At 36.0% G+C, this 21,562-nt stretch carries 21 protein-coding genes; 7 read left to right on the forward strand and 14 right to left on the reverse strand.

The window, feature by feature from the left end:
• Positions 1–118: 118 nt before the first annotated feature.
• The 4 genes from BW932_RS08530 to BW932_RS08545 form a co-directional block, all read right to left on the reverse strand.
• Entirely contained in the window at positions 119–817 is a 699-nt protein-coding gene (locus tag BW932_RS08530) for a TVP38/TMEM64 family protein (RefSeq protein ID WP_076387076.1), read from the reverse strand.
• Positions 818–882: 65 nt separating this feature from the next.
• Positions 883–1,329 (reverse strand): PepSY-like domain-containing protein, encoded by a 447-nt coding sequence (locus BW932_RS08535; RefSeq protein WP_076387077.1) that lies wholly within the window; start codon positions 1,327–1,329, stop codon positions 883–885.
• A gap of 73 nt (positions 1,330–1,402) precedes the next feature.
• Positions 1,403–2,671, reverse strand: a complete 1,269-nt coding sequence (locus tag BW932_RS08540; protein ID WP_076387078.1) for a sensor histidine kinase — start codon at positions 2,669–2,671, stop codon at positions 1,403–1,405.
• Positions 2,668–3,345, reverse strand: coding sequence for a response regulator transcription factor (locus BW932_RS08545; RefSeq protein WP_076387079.1), 678 nt, complete (start codon positions 3,343–3,345; stop codon positions 2,668–2,670). The genes BW932_RS08540 and BW932_RS08545 overlap by 4 nt, the downstream gene beginning before the upstream one ends.
• Before the next feature lie 156 nt (positions 3,346–3,501).
• Between BW932_RS08545 and BW932_RS08550 the strand changes: the two genes are divergently transcribed.
• The 4 genes from BW932_RS08550 to BW932_RS14230 all read left to right on the forward strand — a co-directional run bounded on the left by BW932_RS08550 (position 3,502) and on the right by BW932_RS14230 (position 5,777).
• A complete protein-coding gene (locus BW932_RS08550) occupies positions 3,502–3,939 on the forward strand; it encodes a PepSY-like domain-containing protein (RefSeq protein ID WP_076387080.1) in 438 nt (145 codons plus the stop codon).
• A 214-nt stretch (positions 3,940–4,153) separates the two neighbouring features.
• Positions 4,154–4,831, forward strand: a complete 678-nt coding sequence (locus BW932_RS08555; RefSeq protein WP_076387081.1) for a DUF2490 domain-containing protein — start codon at positions 4,154–4,156, stop codon at positions 4,829–4,831.
• A gap of 74 nt (positions 4,832–4,905) precedes the next feature.
• A complete protein-coding gene (locus BW932_RS08560) occupies positions 4,906–5,442 on the forward strand; it encodes an MgtC/SapB family protein (protein WP_245820692.1) in 537 nt (178 codons plus the stop codon).
• A gap of 122 nt (positions 5,443–5,564) precedes the next feature.
• Complete coding sequence (locus BW932_RS14230; protein ID WP_143745539.1) at positions 5,565–5,777, forward strand: ATP-binding protein; 213 nt, start codon at positions 5,565–5,567, stop codon at positions 5,775–5,777.
• A 317-nt stretch (positions 5,778–6,094) separates the two neighbouring features.
• On the opposite strand, the gene BW932_RS08570 is transcribed toward BW932_RS14230, so the two are convergent.
• The 7 genes from BW932_RS08570 to mnmE form a co-directional block, all read right to left on the reverse strand.
• The gene (locus BW932_RS08570) at positions 6,095–7,288 is read right to left on the reverse strand and encodes a relaxase/mobilization nuclease domain-containing protein (RefSeq protein ID WP_076387083.1); all 1,194 of its coding nucleotides are present in this window, start codon (positions 7,286–7,288) and stop codon (positions 6,095–6,097) included.
• Positions 7,285–7,740, reverse strand: coding sequence for a plasmid mobilization protein (locus BW932_RS08575; protein WP_076387084.1), 456 nt, complete (start codon positions 7,738–7,740; stop codon positions 7,285–7,287). Before BW932_RS08575 ends, BW932_RS08570 begins: the two co-directional genes overlap by 4 nt.
• 239 nt (positions 7,741–7,979) lie before the next feature.
• A complete protein-coding gene (locus BW932_RS08580; RefSeq protein ID WP_076387085.1) occupies positions 7,980–8,846 on the reverse strand; it encodes a toprim domain-containing protein in 867 nt (288 codons plus the stop codon).
• 235 nt (positions 8,847–9,081) lie between these two features.
• Positions 9,082–10,242, reverse strand: a complete 1,161-nt coding sequence (locus BW932_RS08585) for a VapE domain-containing protein (RefSeq protein WP_076387086.1) — start codon at positions 10,240–10,242, stop codon at positions 9,082–9,084.
• Between the two features lie 104 nt (positions 10,243–10,346).
• Positions 10,347–10,628, reverse strand: coding sequence for a helix-turn-helix transcriptional regulator (locus BW932_RS08590; RefSeq protein WP_076387087.1), 282 nt, complete (start codon positions 10,626–10,628; stop codon positions 10,347–10,349).
• Positions 10,629–10,856: 228 nt separating this feature from the next.
• Positions 10,857–11,996, reverse strand: coding sequence for a site-specific integrase (locus BW932_RS08595; protein WP_076387169.1), 1,140 nt, complete (start codon positions 11,994–11,996; stop codon positions 10,857–10,859).
• Between the two features lie 168 nt (positions 11,997–12,164).
• Complete coding sequence (gene mnmE / locus BW932_RS08600) at positions 12,165–13,718, reverse strand: tRNA uridine-5-carboxymethylaminomethyl(34) synthesis GTPase MnmE (protein ID WP_076387088.1); 1,554 nt, start codon at positions 13,716–13,718, stop codon at positions 12,165–12,167.
• A gap of 304 nt (positions 13,719–14,022) precedes the next feature.
• On the opposite strand from mnmE, the gene BW932_RS08605 reads away from it, so the two are divergent.
• The 3 genes from BW932_RS08605 (at position 14,023) to BW932_RS08615 (ending at position 16,971) form a co-directional block, all read left to right on the forward strand.
• Positions 14,023–14,994, forward strand: a complete 972-nt coding sequence (locus BW932_RS08605; RefSeq protein ID WP_076387089.1) for an NAD(P)H-quinone oxidoreductase — start codon at positions 14,023–14,025, stop codon at positions 14,992–14,994.
• Between the two features lie 155 nt (positions 14,995–15,149).
• Positions 15,150–15,674 (forward strand): MepB family protein, encoded by a 525-nt coding sequence (locus tag BW932_RS08610; protein ID WP_221404512.1) that lies wholly within the window; start codon positions 15,150–15,152, stop codon positions 15,672–15,674.
• 316 nt (positions 15,675–15,990) lie between these two features.
• Positions 15,991–16,971 (forward strand): dipeptidase, encoded by a 981-nt coding sequence (locus BW932_RS08615; RefSeq protein WP_076387090.1) that lies wholly within the window; start codon positions 15,991–15,993, stop codon positions 16,969–16,971.
• A 168-nt stretch (positions 16,972–17,139) separates the two neighbouring features.
• Here the strand turns inward: BW932_RS08615 and BW932_RS08620 are convergent, their stop codons facing one another.
• The 3 genes from BW932_RS08620 to BW932_RS08635 all read right to left on the reverse strand — a co-directional run bounded on the left by BW932_RS08620 (position 17,140) and on the right by BW932_RS08635 (position 21,531).
• Positions 17,140–18,912: an aminopeptidase P family protein gene (locus BW932_RS08620; protein WP_076387091.1), complete on the reverse strand. Its 1,773-nt coding sequence runs from the start codon at positions 18,910–18,912 to the stop codon at positions 17,140–17,142.
• Between the two features lie 495 nt (positions 18,913–19,407).
• Entirely contained in the window at positions 19,408–20,517 is a 1,110-nt protein-coding gene (locus BW932_RS08630) for a pseudouridine synthase (RefSeq protein WP_245820694.1), read from the reverse strand.
• 123 nt (positions 20,518–20,640) lie between these two features.
• The gene (locus BW932_RS08635) at positions 20,641–21,531 is read right to left on the reverse strand and encodes a UbiA family prenyltransferase (RefSeq protein WP_076387093.1); all 891 of its coding nucleotides are present in this window, start codon (positions 21,529–21,531) and stop codon (positions 20,641–20,643) included.
• Positions 21,532–21,562 lie beyond the last annotated feature (31 nt).

A 21,562-nucleotide genomic window follows, 5' to 3' on the forward strand; every position in this document is an offset into this window, starting at 1 on the left:
ATTTTCAGTCCTTCTGCAGAAAAACCAAACCATTAATAATGATCGTTTATTTTCAGTTAGTTACCGAATTATTAAAATTCTTTAATTCCAGAAGATGGATTTTTAGAGAGATCTAGTATTATTGTTTAGACTTCCTTTTCTTATCCCACCAAATATAGCCTCCGAAAATAATTAAACTCGCTATGGAACCATAAAGCAATCCCGTCTTTAGGGAATCTGTGTTTTGTCCGGTAATGGCGATCAGTAAAATTAAAGGTGTAATTCCCACGGCGGTTGCACTGATAAATTTCCAGTAATTCATTTTGAGAATGCCCGCAACGAAACTAATGGCATCGTTTGATAAAAACGGATTGATCCGAGTGATGACTACCGCCCAAAATCCGTATTCTTGAATAAATGTTGTAATTTTTTTGGTGGTTTTTTCACCTAATAAATGCTCAATAAAAGACAATCCTAAATACTTTCCGATTGCATAACCCACAGATGAAGCAATAATCACGGCAGTAAAATTAATGATGCTTCCCCAAAAAGGTCCGTATGCAAGTGTGGAAACGATCATCAAAAGAATGGTAGGAATTACTAGCAAAAACATTTGTACGATCATTGCCACAACGATCACGACCGGTCCGAACCAGCCAAAATCTTCCACCCATTTTTTTACCCGCGCTTCGTCATCACTGGTAAGTACACTCCAGGCTTCATTGAAGAAATCATTTACGGGCGGAACTGCAAAATAACAGATGACCAAAATTGCGACTAAAAGCAGAGACAAATAAAGAGGCAGTTTACTTTTCTTTGGGGAAGAACTTTTATTCATTATGCTTCATATCATTACAATTTCAGAATGTTGACGTAGTATTTTTTTAAGAATTAATGGTTAATTTAATTCCAATACTTAATGTTAGACAATTCTTTTCCACTGCTGTCCAGAACCAGTTTTGTATCGGTAAAAAAACCTTCCAGTTCTATTTGAAAATATTTGGAATTTCCATCCACTATGTATTCCGCATCATCCCATTTTCCTTTGGGGTGATTTTGTGCAAGAAATGCTCTAATACCTTGCGGTACGGCAGTTCCATCAATTCTGCGTTTGTGTTTTAATAGATTTCCGGAACTATCCAAAAGCGCATCGTGATCCACGTTATCTACTTCGAAACTGGCTTCATAAGTTTCATTTGCAAACTCCCACTCCACATTTTTTGCCTGAACAAATTTGCTTTTGAAAGTATTTTCTACGATCGAGGGAACTTCTGAAGTTGTAATATCATTTTCACAGGAAACGAAACTTAATGATAGTACAAGTGCTATTAAATAAGGTAATTTAGACATATTTTTAAATTATTTAATGCAAAGATGCGAGGCAAAACTGTAAGAATTTGGGAAAAATTTTAAAATGCAGGATTTAATTAAACTCAACCGTAAAATAATGCTGTCCATTTTGAAAATGATATTCCAAAGTAAACCCAAATTTTTCCGCAATACTTTTGGCAATGGAAAGTCCCAAACCGGTAGAATTTGGATTATTTCCTATTTTTTGGAACCGTTCAAAGATATCTTCGTTTTGTAAGGAATCACTTTGCGAATAGTTGCTGATCACAAAATCTTTATCGCTCAGTTTCATTGAGATTTCGCTGCCAGATTGCCCGTGAGCGATGCTGTTTTTAATCAGGTTTGAAAATAAAATATAGATTAAATCCGGATTAGCATTTTTAACAGTTCTGTGTTCTGCATCAAAATTGATCTTTTGATTTTTATGATGAAGCATTTCAGAAAAATCTGAAATATTTTTTTCTATCACAACTTGTAGATGTACCTCTTCACGCATTTGAAACTGATCGTTTTCAATTTTTGATATCAGCAAAAGGGAACGGTTCAACCTTGTTAATCTTTCCAGATTTTCCAAAGTCTGTTGCAATTGTTCCGCCTGTGCTTCGGTTAATGTTTCATCTTCAAATAAAAGTTCCAGTTTATTGATCGCAATAGCCAATGGTGTTTGCAGTTCGTGACTGGCATTTTCTATAAACTGTTTTTGATTGGAATAACTTTGCTGCGTTCTGTTTAACAGTTTTTCAATACTTTTATTTAACAAAGAAAATTCTTCAATATTCGTCGCTTTATAATGAATGGGTTCATTCTTTTCGAGTTGATACCCTTTTAATTGATCTAAAATTCTATAAAAAGGTTGCCATACTTTTCGCAGAAACAAATTATTTAAAAGCAAAATACTGAGAACCAGAGCCGCATATAAAATTAGAGTGTATTTAAGTAAATTATGAATTTGATCATCTTCCTCTACCATTGAGGTGACGATGGATATTTTGTAATAATCGTCATTTTTTTTAAAGACACTTTCCAGCAAACGAACGGGCTCATGATCTTTTTCATTGACCATATACATCACCGAATCTTTGTAAGTATCTTTAAAACCACGATAGTCATTGTGGTCTACCTGTTTTATCGTGAATAAATATTCGTCATATTGTGGTTTGTCTAAAAGTGATAGATCCTCGTTTGCACGGGCGATCAAAACCATTTTGCGGTGCTCCAAACCATCATCAATACTATCATAGATCTCATTGAACATGGCGTAATAAAAAACTACTGCCCAAATGGAAAGTAATCCCAAAAGCATAACAGAAAAATAGGTAGAAGTGTAATTAAGAAGTTTCACTTATTCTGCATTTTGTACCCGATTCCATATACCGCCTTTATTTCAATATCAGCGCTGTGAAAATCCAGTTTTTTACGTAAATTTTTTATTTGAGAATAGATGAAATCAAAACTGTCTGCCTGATCGATATTATCTCCCCAAACGTGCTCTGCCAATGCATTTTTATTGACCAACCGATCTTTATTTGAGGCTAAATAAAGCAGAACATCATATTCCTTTCGGTTGAGTTCCACTTCCTTGTTTTCAATAAATAATGTTCTGTCCGAAGTATTAATCGAAATGTTTCCTATTTTCATTTCATCATGACCTTCAAATTTTTTTCTTCGCAAAACCGCTTTCACACGGGCACGAAGTTCAGCCATATGAAAAGGTTTCGGGAGATAATCATCCGCGCCAAGATCCAATCCCTGCAATTTATCATCCAAAGAATCTCTCGCAGAAACGATGATCACGCCGTCCTGTAAACCTTTCTCTTTAATAATTTTAAGAAGTTCCAGACCGTTTCCGTCGGGAAGATTGATGTCTAAAAGAATACAATCATATTCATAAACGCCGATGCGTTCTTGAGCCTGTATAAAATTGCTTGCGGTCTCAACCAAATAGCCTTCTGCCAAAAGATTTTTGGACATGTTTTCAAGCATTTGTACTTCGTCTTCTACTATTAATATCTTCATTAAAGAAATTATTTGCGATAAATATACCTATTAAAACTGTAAAGAATTGGGATTGAAGATCCTTTCTACGAAGATGTATTTAGGACTACTAGAGCTCATTCCAAATTGTTTACAGATTCAAGGAGTTACTTTGTTTAAATTTAAAAAGAAAATAGTATGAAAATATTAAAAATTTTAGCAGTCGTGCTTTTCACCAGCGGTTTTGCAAAAGCACAGGAATTAAATTCGGCTGACGTTCCCGGCAATCTGAACGACGCTTTTAACAAAGAATATCCCAAAGCAACAAATGCAGAATGGAAAAAAGAACTGGATCATTACAAAGTTGAATTTGATCTCGATAGACGCGATCATGAAGTTTGGTACAATGCTTCCGGAAATATGCTGAAAAAAGAACTGGAAATTACTGAAGCCGAACTTCCACAAGTCGTTCGTTCTATAATTAAATCGAAATACGCAGGCTACAGAGTGGATGATGTAGAAATGGTGTGGAAAAATAAGGTGAAAACCTACGAAGTAGAACTTGAAAAAGGACAGGACGAAAAACACATTATTTTTGATGAAAAGGGAAAAGTGTTAAACGAAAGAAATCACTAATTTTTTGGTTAAATATACCAAAAACCCGCTCTAATGGGGGGATATTTTGTGAAGTAACAGTAAACAAGAATAAGTTTAAGGTTTCGAAAAACTCTATCTACACCCTGTTCTATTCCCAATTCTTTACAGTATTGCTTTCTATTTTTACTGCCGATATTTAAACAGGGTATTGTATACAAATTTGATGTGATGTATGCCTCACGAATACAACTATATGAAGAATTTTTTTTCAATTGTTCTCGTCGCACTGGGAACTACCATTCTTTTCGGACAAAATAAATTTAATGGATTCTATGAACCGTATATTAAGTTAGATTATGATGTAAGTAAGAATTTCTCGCAAGAGTTTATTCTTGAAGAGCGAACCATTTGGTATGATGATGAATCTTTTAAGTTTGATGTCAAGCAAATTGATCTTGCCCATTTCTCCAAATTGAAATTAAGCGATAAAAATACAGTGGCAGTTGGTATTCAATACCGGGTTAGAGAAAATTTTGATAAGGACAAAGAAAATGAATTAAGATTTACCGAAGAATATACTTACACTACAAAACCAAAAGCTACTGAATTTGAGCACCGTGTTCGAGCAGAACAGCGCATCGCTTCATCAGAAACTTCTCATCGGTTCCGATATAATTTTGCAGTCAACCGTTCTTTTAAAGGAACTGAAATTAAGAAAGGCAATGCTTATATAATCGGAGATCTGGAAACGCTGCTGACCGTAGCCAAAACCAGCAAACCCGAATATGAACAAAGAATCGGAGCTGGAGTAGGTTTTGCAGTGAGTGATCTCATGAAAATTGAACTGGTTGCCGAATACAGATTGAGTGACTTTACGCAAAATCTGGTGCACGAATTATACTTTGTGACTGGACTGAAAATAAGTCTTTAGAGATACAAAGTTTACAAAAAGTACACATTTTTAAACCCATATCTTTAACCATTGAAAATTAAAAGCCAAAACAAATGATGATTTCTACTCTATTTTTAAGTTCCATACAAACCACAGAACAGCTCTTAACACGAGTTGGAGACCAACCTGATTTAACCTTTAATTTTGATTTCCTTTTCAAAATACTTTTGGCAATTGGAGCCGGACTTCTGATAGGAGTTGAACGGGAATTTAAGGGAAAAGATGCAGGCTTAAAAACCAATATGCTGGTTTCTGTTGGCTCCTGCGTTTTTGTGTTTTTATCGCTCCAGTTTCAAGGCGGGGAATCATTTGATCCAACACGTGTTTTAAGTCAGGTAGTAACGGGAATTGGTTTTTTGGGTGCGGGCGTCATTTTAAAGAAGGGCGCAAATGTACAAGGTCTAACAACGGCAGCTACAGTTTGGTGCAGTGCTGCTGCAGGTTGTATCGCAGCATTTTACCTGGTTATGGATTTATTATTATTTACGGGCACCGTAGTTTTTGTCAATATGATCTTCGGATATATTGGGACAAAAATTTCAGGAGATGACACATCTGCTTCCTTGCACAATTCCGAGAATGACAACTAAGATAGTAATCAAAAAAAAAATCTACTCTAAAACAGCAAAATGATTGACACACCTAAAACTCTAATTTCTCTGATTTCTCTGGAATTAGTTTTAGATATCTTAGTATCTAGAGTGAGGGAGAAATACCTGAAAATTGGACGGTGGCAAAACCGAAAGTGAAGCATCCATCCCGACTCTATAATCCTGACATTGCTAATGCTTTTTTCCGTAGCGGACTTATAGAATCCTGGGGAAGAGGTACAATTAAAATTTTCAATGAAGCTAAAGCTGCCAAAATTCCTGTCCAATTTTCAGATATGAGGATAACGGTTTTTATGTCATTTTTAATTTTGTAGAAGTAAGTCTTCACCAGCAAGTTTTGGATTTGATTAAGGAAGATCCAAAAATGACAGTTGTTAAAATTAGCGAACTGTTATCTGTGAATAACAGAACTATATTCATAACCTTTAAAGCCCTACAGGAAGATTCAATTATAGAAAGATTAGGAAATAATATAATTGGAGAATGGCGAATTTTATAAAAACATGTCACCATTAGTGTCACCATTGCCAAAAGTAAACATCACACTAAACTGCTATAAATCAAAATAATAACTGTTTATCTTAATAAAAATTGATACGAATTACACAATATTGTGTCATCAAATTATTAATCATCGTCTCATTTTCCGTTTCTTCCTCCACCATTCATCTTCCTGCTGCGAAACATAATTAGGCTTCAGGAAACCTTCTATCACTTCACTAGCAATTTCTTGTAAAGTATCTATCGTTGTTGATTTTACAGTAGTAGTAGTAGTAGTAGTAGTAGTAGTAGTAAAATCGTCTTCCCTATTTCTTATTTCCGAAGGCGTAAATACAGGCTTCAGTAAACTACCAAAAACATTATCAATCGCCGAAAGAGAAAAACCCTGATATTTTTTAAAAAAGAAGCCATCTTTTTGTTGTCCAATATCAAACGGTTGGACTTTATTAATAAAAATATCCTGAATTTCATTCTTCTGATTTGGTTTAAATTCGCCTTTGTATTGAACTCTCATTTTAAAGCCATCTTGCTGCAATTTTTTTCTGAGATCATTCAAGGTAGTAGTATTTTGTAGGTTTTTCCGAAACGTTTGTTTTATCTCAAAAAGCAATTTTATTTCCGAAATTCTCAATTTATTTGAAATTTGAGAAAGCGTGTAACCTGCTTTGTATTGTCGTTCTGTATAAGGATTTTTGTCTTTTTCCAGAATGATTCGCATTCCAGAAATGCCATCTTTTACATTGGATGAAAGTTGCACATCAAAACCTTTTGCACGCATTTTTGAAATTAATTCTTCAAAATTATTGGATGTTCGTAAAGATTCTGTGAGGCTTTTCAACATTTCTGCTTTTTTCTCAATTCCAATTTCTACATCGGTTTTAAGATTTCGTTCTTGGCAAATTTGTCGGACTGCTTCACCAAACCTCTCTCCTATTTTGCGTGATTTTACTGTACATTTCCCTTGGATATTAATTCTGTTAACCACAAAATGAATATGTTTTTGCTTCGTACTATTGTGGATATCCAAGCGAAATTGATTTAGATCCATAACGCCAACCTTCCTTAATACTTCAATCGCAATGTCCGTCAATTCTTCATCAGTAAGCGATTTTCCAATTTCTTCGGGTGGAGAAATATATCCGGTTAATGCCCATTTTTTCACCTTTGAATTTCGGTCTGCAACAATTTTCATTTCCTGAAATTGATCTTCTGGATTACTGCCCAAAAGAAAATTAACTGCTGCAAGTTCAGCCATTCCTTTGTCGTTTCCGTTGTATTCCAAAGCGATTTTAGAAATCATTCTGGTTGTTGCAGAGTTGTTCATTGTTTGTTTCTTTCGTCCATTTTTGAATATAAATATTTACGGATAAGGTCAATAACTTCTTGTATTTCCTTAAGAATTCGCTTCTTATTTTGAAACATATTCCATTCCCTATTTCGCAAAAGATTAGTGATTCTGACAAAATTATTTCCGTAATTTAAAAGCGTTTTATCGGTTTCGAATTCATTCACTTTTAATTCTTTTTGCAGGTGAACCATTCTCGAGTAAGCGGATAATTTCAGATTAAATTCTTGCGCTTTTTTCTGACTTTCTTCATACTCGACATCCGTCAATCGAAAGGAAATTACTTTAGATAATTGCTGTTCAGATTTTTTCCTTAAACCTCCTTTTCGTCCAATTTCTTGGAAGTGTTTTTTTCTTTTTTCAGCATTCATTTTTCGCTCATTTTCTTGAGCCATTTTATCTATAAAATTTTTCAAATTATCTGCTTTCATCTTTTATTAATTTTCAATCTAATTGTATTTCTGACGATAGGAAGAAATTAAAAACTCCCATTTTTACGAAAAAGCAGCATGCGCTTTTTGTAAACATTGGGTACTTTTTGCACTAAAATTCTACCATATTTTGCCTTAACTTATTTTACGCAGGTGTTTTTATTCTTCCTGTGTTTATTTTACGCAGGCTGACACCTACTCTAATTTTGATATGCGTTTCGAAACTGGTACTATTTTACTCACCTTCTTCTATATTTTACTTGCCTTTCTTCTGTAGGATTATTCTGGATCAACCAATCATTTAAGTCTTTAAAACCGGAATACAAAAGCCGACAATCTTCTGCGTTTTTCAAATCATTTTTGATTATTTCAACGGCTCGTGTTCCGGCGTCGTCATTGTCAAAATAGAGTTCAATGTTTTTATAATTTCCCAATAAATTTTTAATTTTATGAATCATCGAAACCGAATTCAAAATGATATAATCAGAAGTTTCTTTTTCCAGATAATTTTCTACTTTTTTAAAGGAGAGAAAGTCAAAAAAGCCTTCGAAAACTCTTACATCTTTAGAATCGTTTTTTATCGATGTAATATCTTTTTTGCCCAGACATATTTTTGAATAAGCATTCCTAATTTCATATCCACCAGAGTCATTTTTAAAACCGATTCCGAAATAATTTTTATCGTTCATCCGATAATGAATTTCTTCAACCCATTTTTTTAGATCTTCAACATTTCGGCTTTTTAAATAATCTAATAAAGCAGGATGCTGAATTTCCTTGACGTCAATTATTTCGTAACCTTTTGGAATATTTTCTAATTTTAGATTTTGCTTTTGAAAAGAAAAATTAAATTGTTCTAAATATTTTAATGCATCGCTTACTGAACATCTTTTCATGGTCTGAACAATTGAGATAATATCATAGCTTTTTCCGGTTCCAAAATCAAATGCGGTATTTTTAATAAAATCAACTGATAAACTTGGTGTTTTCTCTTCGCGATCAAGTGCAAAATAAAAAGCGGTTCGGGAATTTTCTTTGCTAGGGAAAAGAGAAAAACTTTCCAATACTGCTCTGATTGATATATTTTTTGCTTCTGAACAATTCATGATATTTGTATATGTTTCTATGTTTTTTGCTAAACTACCTACCTACTTACCAAACATTAGATAATCAATTATTTAAAGGGATTTTTTGTTCTTACCTCATTCTACCTACTTACCGAGTGGCTTTAATAGGTAAGTTTAGGTAACTTTTTTTTATTTAAACTTACCTATATAATAAATTGAAATTCAATTAATTATAATATTTAGGTAAATAGGTAGATTATTTTTATGTTTTTAATTATTCCATGATTTTCAACCGAATGAGGTAACCATAGATTTGTCTTTGTGGATGTTTTACTCTGGGAAATTTGAAAGATGATAATGCTCTCCCGATTTTTAAATGGTTTAATCGAATTCCCTGCGTGCTCAAATCCATCATCACTTCGGTCGCAGTCTTGAATTCTTCTAGATTATCCGATGGTTCATAAAACTTGTTGATCATTTCCTGTTCTAAAGTCATCTGCGTAAATCTCTCATTCCGTTTTTCATTTTCAGAGATATCTGCCAAAGTCAGTTCCGGATTAAAACCCTTCTTTTTATAAGCGTTGAAGTATGCTTGTGACCAAACTTTATCAATGTCGATTTCCAATGAATAATTAAAGTTGATTTTCTCGGTCACTTCAAAAATGATCCAGCGCACGCTGCCCGATTCATCGGTTAGAAAATCAGTTTTGTTAGTAGAACCTACGAAACTGCAAATCCGCTCCAAATACTCCGCTTTACGTGCATAGGGAAGCCTTTCGTTGATATGGGTTTTTGAGATAAATGCTTTCAATGAATTAATATCTGCTTTGGCTAAAATCGAGAGTTCATCTAAATTCATAATCAAATTTTTACACAATTTAATTCTGCTGTCTTTATCCAAACCGATATCTTCCGAGAGATAATTCATCAATTTTCTGGGAATGAAAAATCTCAAATAAGTTGATTTGCCACTATTTTGAATAGTATTGGCGAGGACTAAACAATGTTTATTTATTTTTTCTTTTTCTAAAGCACATAAAACTGCTCTGGTAAACCACTTCTCCATATGATACAGAAAGGCTTTATCATCATTGGTTTTTACGTAACTACAAAGGTTTTTAATGTGATCGTCGCCGTCCCACTGTTCCAGACTTTCAAAATATTCCGAAATGGGATTATACTGGTTAATCAGATGGCTTCTTACCAGGATTTCCAATTTATTCATTGGGATATCAATTCCGGATTGAATCAGTTCGATATACAATGAACTTAAGTTCAAACTCGACCATTTTTTATCTAATGATCTTTTGATTTCAAACTCCAGAGATATCGTATTAAATCTCAAAGAATACTTAGAATTAAGATATTTCAGCGTTCGATCAAATATAGTTTTGCTTACTGCACCAGTTTGATACAGCATTTTATCTTCCTCCATAAAAGATTAGGTATTTGGGAAGCAGAAACAAATAATTGCTATATTTGTACTTCACTTCCAAGTGAAACAATACATTTAAGCCCAACTACTGCAATAGTTGGGTTTTACTTTTTTCGTAGAGAAAACTCCACAGCTTCCTGTTGGATTTCATCATTAGATTTATGGCTGTTTTTTAACAACCAAGTATCGATTTTTTTACGTTCGAAAAAGAGAACTTTTCCGTTGGGTTTAGAAAAAGGAATACTGTTGGTATGAACCAACTTGTAGATATAGGATTTCTTGAATCCAGTATAATCAGATAATTCCTCTGTGTTGAGAATTTCTTTCAGTCCGAAAATATGTTTTTCGATACGATTGAGTTTGTGTAGAATGAGTTCATTTTCCATTTGTATCGTTTGATTGATTTATTGATACAAAAGTCATCAACATAAACTTAATGGGCAATACCAGAAGTTTGCAAAAGGCTAAATACTATTAATATGGATTAAAAACGGTTCAAAAAAGTCTAAATAAGATGAATCTGGGCTATTCTGGATTCTACTTGCTTAAAAGTGAAAAATTAGGTTTTAAAACTCAGATTTTTCTTTACTGTAACATACTTCAAAGAAAAATACTCACATTTCCAACTTAAGTTCTGGAATTATTTCTGCTGCTTCTTTCATTTTACTATCCACGATTTTAGCGTAAATCGCAGTTGTTCTAATTTCGCGATGTCCCAGTCTTTTTGAAACCGTGTAAATATCTGCACCGTTTTCCAGTAATAGCACGGCATTGGTATGTCTTGCAGAATGAAAAGTAATGTGCTTTGGAACTGCCGCGCGATTGCACCAACGGATAATTTCAGTGTTATAAGTCATCCCATATTTCAAACCTTTAAAAACCCGATCTTGAGGATCTTGTCTTTCGCCCAAAAGTTCACGAGCTTGTTTTGAAATATACAAATATTCTACACCATCGGTTTTTTCTTGTCGAAAATTAACTTTAAAAACATCACCTTCATCACGAACTTCAGACCAAACTAAAGTATTAATATCCGACCAGCGAAGTCCCGACAAACACGAAAAAAGAAATGCTTTTTTCAAAACCGGATATTTGCATTCGGCTTTGGCTAAAGATTGCAGTTCATCAAAAGTCAGATATTCTCTTTGACTTTCTGCCTGATCAAATGATTTTATTTTTGCAGCGTAATTAACGGTTAGATAACCATCGTCAAAAGCATTTCTTAGAGCTGCTTTAAACTTATTGAAATAAGAATATTTTGAATTTTGTGAAAGTGACAACTCACTTTTTGTCAGAGCGTCCTTTTCAAAATACTTCCGGACTTTTTTGATGAGATTTTCATCAATTTCGTCAAACGTCATATTTTTTGGAACAACCTTTTTCAGATGTTGCAAAGTAGAAAACCAATTGCCGTAATTATTAGAAGAATCCTGCTTTTGCTTTTCTTCAGTCAGTTCCTCAAAATAGGTAAGGAAGAGCCTCTTTGATTTTACTTTATCTTTAAGATCATATTTGCCTTGTATATATTCCGCTTTACGAATCGCAAATATATTTTCTGCTAGAGCTAAAGTTTCTTTGTTTTCTTTCTTCTCCTTAACGGACTTTGGTTCTGGGTGTAAATACAACTTGAGGTACTCAAAATCACGTAGATGAATTCGTTTCCCTTGCAAATTCGTAGATGAACCTTTGTAATATTCGACGTAGAGACTAATCATACCGTCGGCCAATTTCTTTTGTTTTAATGTAATTTTCATAAGCTTTATTTGAGGTGTACATTTGTACACCTCAGTACTACTTTTGTATCTTGAGGTGTACAAAAGATGTACAAATATAGAAATAAACTCCAACAAGAGAAAATAAAATTTACATAAAGAACTGTAAATCAAATAAAAGAAAGAAAAAGAAACTAAAGAAAACGTAATTTATTTCCCGATACAGAACTTAGAAAAAATATTCCCCAAAACCTCATCATTCGTAAATTCTCCGGAGATTTCACCCAACTGCTCCAACGCATTTCTCAACTCGTATGCCAAGAGTTCGGTATGAATGCCGGAACTCACCGCATGTTCAACTTGCAATACCGATTGCAGTGATTTCTGCAAGGCATCGAAATGTCTTTGGTTCGTAATGATCACATTGCTTTCCTCGTCTTTCAGATTTTCTACGTAGTCGATCAGCACTGTTTTTACAGCTTCAATTCCGGTTTGATCTTTGGCGGAAATCCTCAACAATTCATCACAAAAATCCGGGAAAAGTTCCTGGTTCAAGGTGGCATCAAAACTGTTGGGCGTTTCCTGGTTGGTCAGATCTACTTTATTGTGCACCAAGACGATTTTCAAATCCTCGCGGTAAAATTCTTTTACAAAAGCAATTACTTCTTGCGTCGTAGAATCGCGCTCATCGTAGAGATACAGCAACACTTTTGCGGAGGCAATTTTTTCCTTCGCTTTCGTCACGCCAATTTTCTCAATGACATCGGTGGTTTCCCGAAGTCCGGCCGTATCTACAAACCGGAAAGCCGTTCCTTTCAGGTGAATAACTTCCTCGATCGTATCACGGGTGGTCCCTGCAATTTCAGAAACGATGGCTCTTTCTTCTTTCAACAACGCATTCAAAAGCGTCGATTTTCCGGCGTTTGGTTTCCCGATAATGGCGACTTCTACTCCATTTTTCACCGCATTTCCGTACTGGAAACTCTCGATCAAAGCGCGCAGTTTTTGGCGCAGATTCAGCAACAATTGGTTCATGGCGGCGCGGTCTGCAAACTCTACATCTTCTTCTGCAAAATCGAGCTCCAGTTCAATAAGCGAGGTAAAATTCAGCAAGTCATTTCTCAAGACTGAAATCTCATTCGTAATGCCGCCTTTTAACTGATTCAAAGCCACTTTCCGCGAGGCTTCATTTTCCGAGGCGATCAGATCAGCGATGGATTCCGCTTGTGCAAGATCGATTCTGCCGTTCATAAAAGCACGCATGGTAAATTCTCCGGCTTTTGCGAGTCGAGCCCCGTTTTTCACCAAAACTTCCAGAATTTTGCGAGCGATATGCGGCGATCCGTGAAAAGAAATTTCCACCACATCTTCCGTCGTAAAGGTTTTTGGTGCTCGAAAAACTGAAACCATGACCTCGTCGATCAGTTCTTGGGTAGTGTTGGATGTTTGATGTTGGGTGAGGGATGATTCCGAATTCTGAATCTTAGATTTTGAATTTTGAATGTTAAATTCCTCATCCTCCTCCATCTCTGGTCTATCCTCTTTGCTCTTTTCTCTTGCCTCTTGCTTCTCGCCTCTTGCTTCTTGCGTCTTCCCATCCACAATATACCCGTAATGCACGGTATGCGATTTCACTGTTTCTAAATCGGTTCCTTTAAAAGTTTTTTGCGCAATCTTCACGGCTTCCGCGCCGGAAAGTCGGATAATTCCTAAAGCGCCCACTCCGTTTGCGGTGGCAATCGCACAGATCGTATCTTGATTCATGCTGCAAAATTACGGAAATAATCCGATTGCTATCGGGATTTAGGAGCACCAAGATTTCGCCTCTTCCGAAGACTTCACGCGCTGTCCACTGTATCTTTTTTGTGATTGCGAACAAAGGGCGGTACGCTGTTGAAAATGTTCGTCCTCGCAATCACAAAAAAGGATGCCGTTTCCATCGCGGCTAGAATGGAGGGTGGTTTTTCTTTTGGAGATTTCAAATTTCTGTTAAATATTTTTTAAAATGGAATTTCACCAGTTTTAAAAATTGAAAAATAGGCTATCTTTAGCACGAACAATACAAATTATGCACGCAATCCACATCACCAAATCCGGCGGACCAGAAGTTTTACAACTGCAGGAAACCCCAAAACCAACACCAGAAAACAATCAGGTGCTCATCAAAATAAAAGCCGCAGGAATCAACCGCAGCGATGTGATTACGCGACAAAATACCGGCACTTACGGCAAAGATTTGCCCCCATCTTTGATTCCGGGCTTAGAAGTTTCCGGCGTTATCGAAGAGATCGGCGCCGATGTGACCGACAAAAAAGTGGGCGACGCAGTCTGTGCGCTGATTGCAGACGGCGGTTATGCTGAATATGTAGCGGTAGAAAGTTCGCATTGTCTTCCCATTCCGGAAGGAATCAGTCTGGAAGATGCAGCCGCCATTCCGGAAGCGGTTTTTACGGTGTGGTTCAATATTTTTATGTTGGGGAAATTACAACGTGGGGAAAAATTACTCATTCACGGCGGAACAAGCGGCATCGGAACCACGGGATTGCAAATGGCAAAAGCGTGGGGTTGCGAAACCTATTCCACCGTTGGAACCGAAGAAAAAAAAGCATTCCTAGAAAAAATGGGCGTTGATCAGGTAATCAACTACAAAGACAAAGCTTTCGAAGAAGTCTGGAAAGACGAAAACATCGATGTGATTCTCGATATGGTCGGTGGAGATTACACGCAAAAAAACCTCGAGATCCTGAATAAAAAAGGCCGCCTCGTGTACATCAACGGCATGAAAAGCACCGACGTGAACATCAATCTTCGCACGATCATGGCGAAAAATCTAACCTTGACCGGAAGTTTCCTGAAACCGCAATCTGCCGCAGTAAAAACCCAGATCGCGCAGGAAGTCGAAAAAAATATCTGGCCCCTATTTCTTTCCAAAGCGGTTCAACCCATTATTTACCAAAAGTTTCCTTTAGCAGAAGCCGCCGAAGCGCACCGATTGATGGAAAGCAGCGAACATATTGGGAAGATTTTGTTGGTGATGTGATGATTTGGTGATGTGGTGATGTGATGATTTATTGATGTGATGATTTGACGATGTAATGATTTGAGAATGTGATGATTTGCTCATTTGGCGATTTTTTTATTTGAAAGTGTGCTAATTGGTTAGTTCGAAAATGAAAGAAAGTTAAAAAAGTAAGAATGATGATGAACTTTCGAAACATTAAAATAGCAGAAATCAATGTACTCCATGAATTGATTTTCACATCGTGCAATCTGAAAATTACCGATTTAAAGCCTGAAGCAGAAAGTCAGGAATATGGTGCTCATCGTTTTAAATTGAATGACAAAAAGATCATTTTTCGCGTTGCCAAAATAACACCGACCAAAACTGGGCAGTTTGTAAGCATCTGGAAACGCAACGAACAAGGAATAACCGCTCCTTTTGACCACAAAGATGAAGTAGATTCCCTGCTGATTGTCACAAAAACGCCTACACAATTTGGACTTTTTATGTTCCTGAAAAAAGTACTGCTCGAACACCGCATTATATCAAATGAAACACGAGACGGAAAACGCGGAATGAGGATTTATCCCAGTTGGGATTCCACGGTAAATCTACAATCACAAAAAACCCAAGCTTGGCAAACACGGTACTTTTTAGATCTTTCTGATGCCCAAAATATAGATTTTATCAGGATAAAAAATTTGTTCGGCGTTTATTAAAATCCATCATTAAAAGGAAATTTTACAACTTCAATCATTCCGATTCCCCTCTTTGTGGGTTAATGGTACGAAGTCAATTGCTTCTTCGTCTTCATTTTGGTGAGGGGTGAAAAAAATGCATCGGTCTCCTTACTGATTTTAATTTGAAAAGACCTGAAAACACCCGTTCCCTTTTTATTTGTATTTGCGATTTTCATCATTTCAAATTGGCTGAGTTGCGCCTTTTTGAAATGCTTTCCGATACTGATCTCTATTGCTCCTTCTCCTCCAATTTTGAAATGAGTATTTTTGCAAAATAATTCAAAATAACGAAAACATGAATCAACCTGTCATCGATCTTCACTGCGATTTACTCAGTTATCTTACCCAACAGAATGCCGGTATATACAAAACTGAAGAAATTGGTTGCGCGATTCCATTTTTGAAAGAAGGCCAGGTAAAACTCCAGATCATGGCGATTTTTGCCGCGGTAGAAGCAACCAGTCATCAATTTGGATTCGTTCAAAGCGAAATTTTTAAAAATTTAAATGAAGAAGAAAATGAATTATACCGTTTTGAAAAGAAGCATTTAGAACATTTTGGAACCCATGAAAACATCGGAATGCTCGCTTCAATTGAAAGCGGTTCTGCTTTTTGCAATGAAGAAATGACTTTAAAAGAAGGTTTCCAAAACTTAGAAAAAATCATAGAAAATGTGGGGAACGTTTTCTATATCAGTTTTACGCACCACGAAGAAAACAGATTCGGTGGTGGAAATTACTCAAAAGCTGGTCTAAAAGACGACGGAAAAGCCTTGGTTGATTACTTGCACCAAAGAAACATCGCGATCGATTTTTCGCACACGAGTGATGCTTTAGCCTACGATTTACTCGATTATATTTCAAAGCAAAATTTGAATATTCCCATCATTGCGAGTCACTCCAATTACCGTCCGGTTTTTGATCATCCACGGAATTTACCCGATGATGTGGCGAAAGAAATCATCCATCAAAAGGGTTTAATCGGACTTAATTTTGTTCGCGCTTTCGTGAATCCGGAAAAAGTGGAAGCTTTGGAAGAGCATGTTGCGCACGGACTTTCTTTAGGTGGTGAAAACGCCATTTCTTACGGTGCAGATTATTTTTATACGAAAGGTATGCTGGACAAATCCAGAATCCCGTTTTATTTTCCGGCACACGAAAATGCAGATTGTTATCCGCAGATTAATGAGGTTTTTAGGAAACAATTTGGCGCTGAACAAACCACTAAAATTAGCAGTGAGAATGCTTTGAATTTTATAAAAAAGATCTGGAACTGATGAATATTCGTTTCCGAAACTCAACTGCATCAAAGGGTAGAATATCGCTTTCTAGCCCCTATTAAATCAGGTGAAATGGATAAAAATATGAAAACAAGGTAATCAACTTCTTCCCCGTTTTCAAACATTAAAAAAGTGCAACCCGTTCAAGTTGCACTTTTTGTTTTTTTAAAGGGGTTTAACCTGCTCCAAAAACCAATTTTTCACGTCGCCTTCCAAATCGTTTTCCAATTTATCTTTGCACCAATCATGGTAATCATTGAGCCAGTTTTTTTCTGGTTCGGTGAGTAATTCGGTAACAATTACGTTTTTATCGAACGGACAAACCGTCAATGTTTCGAAATCATAGAAAGTTCCGAAATCTGTCGTTTCGAGTTCTCGTACTGCGATGAGGTTTTCGTGACGAATTCCATAGTGGTAATCATAATAAAATCCAGGTTCATTCGATAAAACCATTCCCGGAATGAGTTCCTGTGGATTCATGTCTTTTCTGATATTTTGTGGGCCTTCGTGAACATTCATAAAACTCCCAACTCCATGTCCGGTTCCGTGGTTGTAGTCTTTTCCTTGCTGCCAAAGTGCCATTCTCGCAAAAGCATCAAGCTGAACACCGCGCGTTCCTTTCGGAAACTTCACCATAGAAAGTTGGATGAGTCCTTTTAAAGCCAAAGTACAGTTGTTTTTGAAATCATCGGAAGCATTTCCTAAGGCGATCGTTCGCGTGATATCGGTTGTTCCTTCTAAATATTGTCCGCCAGAATCTACAAGAATCGTTTCTTGGTTCGTCACTTCTTTGCTGCCTTCACTTTTCGCGGAATAATGCATGATGGCGCCGTTTTCTTTGTACCCGACGATGCTGCCAAAACTTTCGCCAACGAAGTTTTTTCCTTCTGCGCGGAAACCGCGAAGTTTTTCCCCGATCGAAAACTCGGTCATTGCTTCTTTTCCTGCTTGATGAGTCAGCCAATAAAGGAATTTCACCATCGCTACTCCATCTCTCTGCATCACGGTTCGGAAACCTTCTAGTTCGGTTTTGTTTTTAATGGCTTTCATTAAATTTCCTGGAACCGGAGCTTTAATGAAGGTATTATTGTCTTTTAACGCCTCGAAAATTGATTGATTGCTATTTGGCGAAACAAGCACTTTTTCGTTTTTAATGTTTTTTAATTCATGATAGAATACTTCGTAAGGAAGCATTTTCACCCAGGAATCATCCATTTGTTTTCTTGCATCAACATCTAACTTCTCCAGATCGACAAACAGTTTTGCTTCATTTTTTGTTACCATTATATATCCTAAAAACACAGGATTTGATTGCACATCACTTCCACGCAAGTTTAAAGTCCAGGCAACATCATCTAAACTAGAAATTACGTGCACTGAAGCATCTAATTCTTCCATTTTATTGCGGATGCTGATCAATTTATCCGTAACCGATTTTCCGGCTCTTTCTACAGGTTGTACGAATATCGGATTCTTTTTAGTGTTTGCATTTCTGTTGGTCCAGATCTCTTTCAACAAAGGCAAATCCACCAATTTGTTTCCTTTTGCGGCTAATTTCTCAGAAAGCAGTTCCCAATTTGCGTGGGAAGTTGCGATGGCGTTGACCGCGACAAGTCCGTTTTCTGGAATTTCCGAATTAATCCAATCGATGTAATGAGGAGTTCCTTCCATTCCCTCTTTAAAAAGATCGATTCCAGAACCTTCTAATTCTTGAGGAGCTTGTACAAAATATCTTCCGTCGGTCCACAAACCGCCTTTGTTTTTGGTAATTACAACGAAGCCCGCTGATCCTGAAAAACCCGAAAGCCAAGTTCTTTCCTGCCATTCTGCCGGTAAGTATTCACTCATGTGCGGATCTGCAGAATAAATAATAAAGGCGTCGATATTATTTTCTGACATTTTTTGGCGAAGCGCCACTATTTTTTCTGATGAGGTCATAAGTTCTAATTTTGACGTGAAATTACGAAGAATTTAAGGGGTGAGAAAAAGATGGGTCTTAAATTTTTAATAAAAAAACATTCGGATCTTGAATGGTTAAGATGGTTTTGCTGGTTAGCGTTTAAGATAATGCATTTAATGGTGCTTTTTTAAGACTTCCAATTTGAAATCTTCATCATTTAAAATCATGGTAAAACCTCTCTGGAATCAAATTTCGCACCTGTTTTCAAAGTGTTTTCGGGATTCATTTTTGAAGTCTAAAGTTACTTTTGTTACCGAATTCTTGTTGGTTTTGCTTTCTTCAGAAAAACTACGATAAGAATCAGAATTGGGTAATTCGGGGATTTCATCTTGATCGGTAAAAACGGTTGTGAGTTTGAAATTGCTTTTATAGCATCTCATTGCTCCTTAAAAAAACACTGCGCTCTCTCCAATTAAAAACCCTTTCTGCATTGTAGCAAAAAGGGTTTTCATAGGTATTTTAAAAAAGAAAAATTACATCATTTTCAAGTTGTTGACTTCTAATTCTGATAAAATTCTCCAGTGTCCACGTTTAATATTTTTCTTGGTTAATCCTGCAAACATTACACGATCTAACAATTCAACTTCATATCCTAATCTTCCGAAAATTCTGCGCACTACTCGATTCCAACCGATATGAATTTCGATTCCGACTTCATTTTTTGGTTTTCCTTCGATGTAAGAAATGCTATCAACTTCGGCAACACCTTCTTCTAATCGAATTCCTTCTGCAATTGCGTTTAAGTCTGCTCTATCCAACTTTCGATCTAAAGTAACATGATATATTTTTTTCATGTTGAATGAAGGGTGCGTCAATTTTTTGGTCATGTGACCATCATTGGTGAGCAAAATAACCCCGGTTGTGGATCGATCTAATCTTCCCACAGGAAAAACACGATATGGTGAAGCGTTTGCAACAAGATCCATCACTGTTTTTCTGGCTTTTTCATCTTTGGTTGTAGAAATATAACCTTTAGGTTTGTTCAGTAAGATATATACGGGTTTTTCTGGTGTAATTCCTTGTCCATCAAAAATTACTTTATCGGTTTTCTGAACTTGATAACCCATTTCGGTAACCACCGTTCCATTCACTTGTACTAAACCTTGCGTGATTAATTCATCAGCTTCTCTGCGCGAACAAATGCCTGAATTGGCAATATATTTATTTAGACGAATGGTTTCTTTGGGAACTTCTTTCGCTAATTTATCGAATCTTCTTTTCTGAACGAAGTTTCGTGTTTTCTCGTTTTCATCTACTGGTCTTTCGTAATTTTTGAAAAGTTTTGTAGTGCGGGATTTAGTCTCCCCTTTTACAAATTTTCCGGCTGCACCAAAAGACTTTCCTATTCTTTTACCAGCTGGTTTCGCTGTTCTTTCAAAAGATTTATCGTAGCTTTTCGCTTCCGACTGTGACATTAGTCTCGGTTCTCTCGGCGCTTTTGCAGCTTTCGGCTCTTTGCTTTCTTCTGATCTTTCAGGACGTGGTCGCGTAGATTTTTGTGCACGTGGTTTTGCAGTATTTCCTGAATTGGAAATTTTGCTTATTCTTTGTGGCTTACTTTTACTGTTTCGATCTCTGCTCATGTTCTGAAAAATTTATCTGCAAAGATAAGGTATTTTTTAGTTCTTTTGGGAGGCTTTGAAACTGGTGTGTCGTTCTTTTTATATAAAATCAATAATCCCAAAGAGAATGATACGGAGAATATCTTAAAATCTTAAAATAATTCCGTCCATCAACATGGCGATAATGCCAACAAAAACCCAGATTCTAAGGATATTCAGTACTAAGAAATTGCTTTTTTTATAGGGGTTTAAGAGAAGATATATGGTGAAAACAAGTACCAATAATCCACCTGCAAAGTATAAATTCATAATATTATGAATTCCTTCTTTGCTGATTATTACGGTAGAAATCCACATTAAAAGAACAGAAATAACCCCTAAAATCACTTTTGAAACATTGCTGCCCAATTGATTTGGAATGGTTGCATAGCCAAACATCTTATCTGCATTTTTGGTTAAGAAATCTTTGATAATGTCGATCATTAATAAGATTAAAAACAAAAAAATTGCCATCAGAAATATTTTGGCAGAAAACGTTTTGTAATAAATCCACATTCCAAAAAAAGGATAAACCGTCAAACTTACAAATGTTAAATTATTAACAATTAAAATTTTGCTGAGTTTATGGCTGTAGAACCACATGAGAAATTGATAAATCAGGAAGAAAAAGAAAACCCGTGGAGAGATGAGAAATGCCGTTCCAAGAGAAATTAAATTTAAGGTAAGATAGGCGTATAAAAAATATTTCTGCTTTAAAAACTTTTGGATTCTCGTTCGGAAAGGCTTGGTCAGCTGATCTTTTTCTTGGTCGTAGAACTGATTGATTATTCCGCCTGCCAAAATACTTAGAACGGTGCAGAAAATAATTCCGTGAACGCGAAAATCAAAAACGAAATTTCGCAAACTTTCTTCTCTGTTGAACAGGAAAAAAGTAGAAACATAGAGGGCAAATGTTAAAAGTATCGTTACGAAAACCCTTGCTCCCAATAGGAAACCGATTAACTGTGAAATTCTGTAAAAGAGAGGATTTTTCATAAATAAAGCCGAATAAATGTAAAAGAGATTG

Origin of the sequence: Kaistella chaponensis (genome assembly GCF_900156725.1) — a bacterium.
Lineage (GTDB): Bacteria > Bacteroidota > Bacteroidia > Flavobacteriales > Weeksellaceae > Kaistella > Kaistella chaponensis.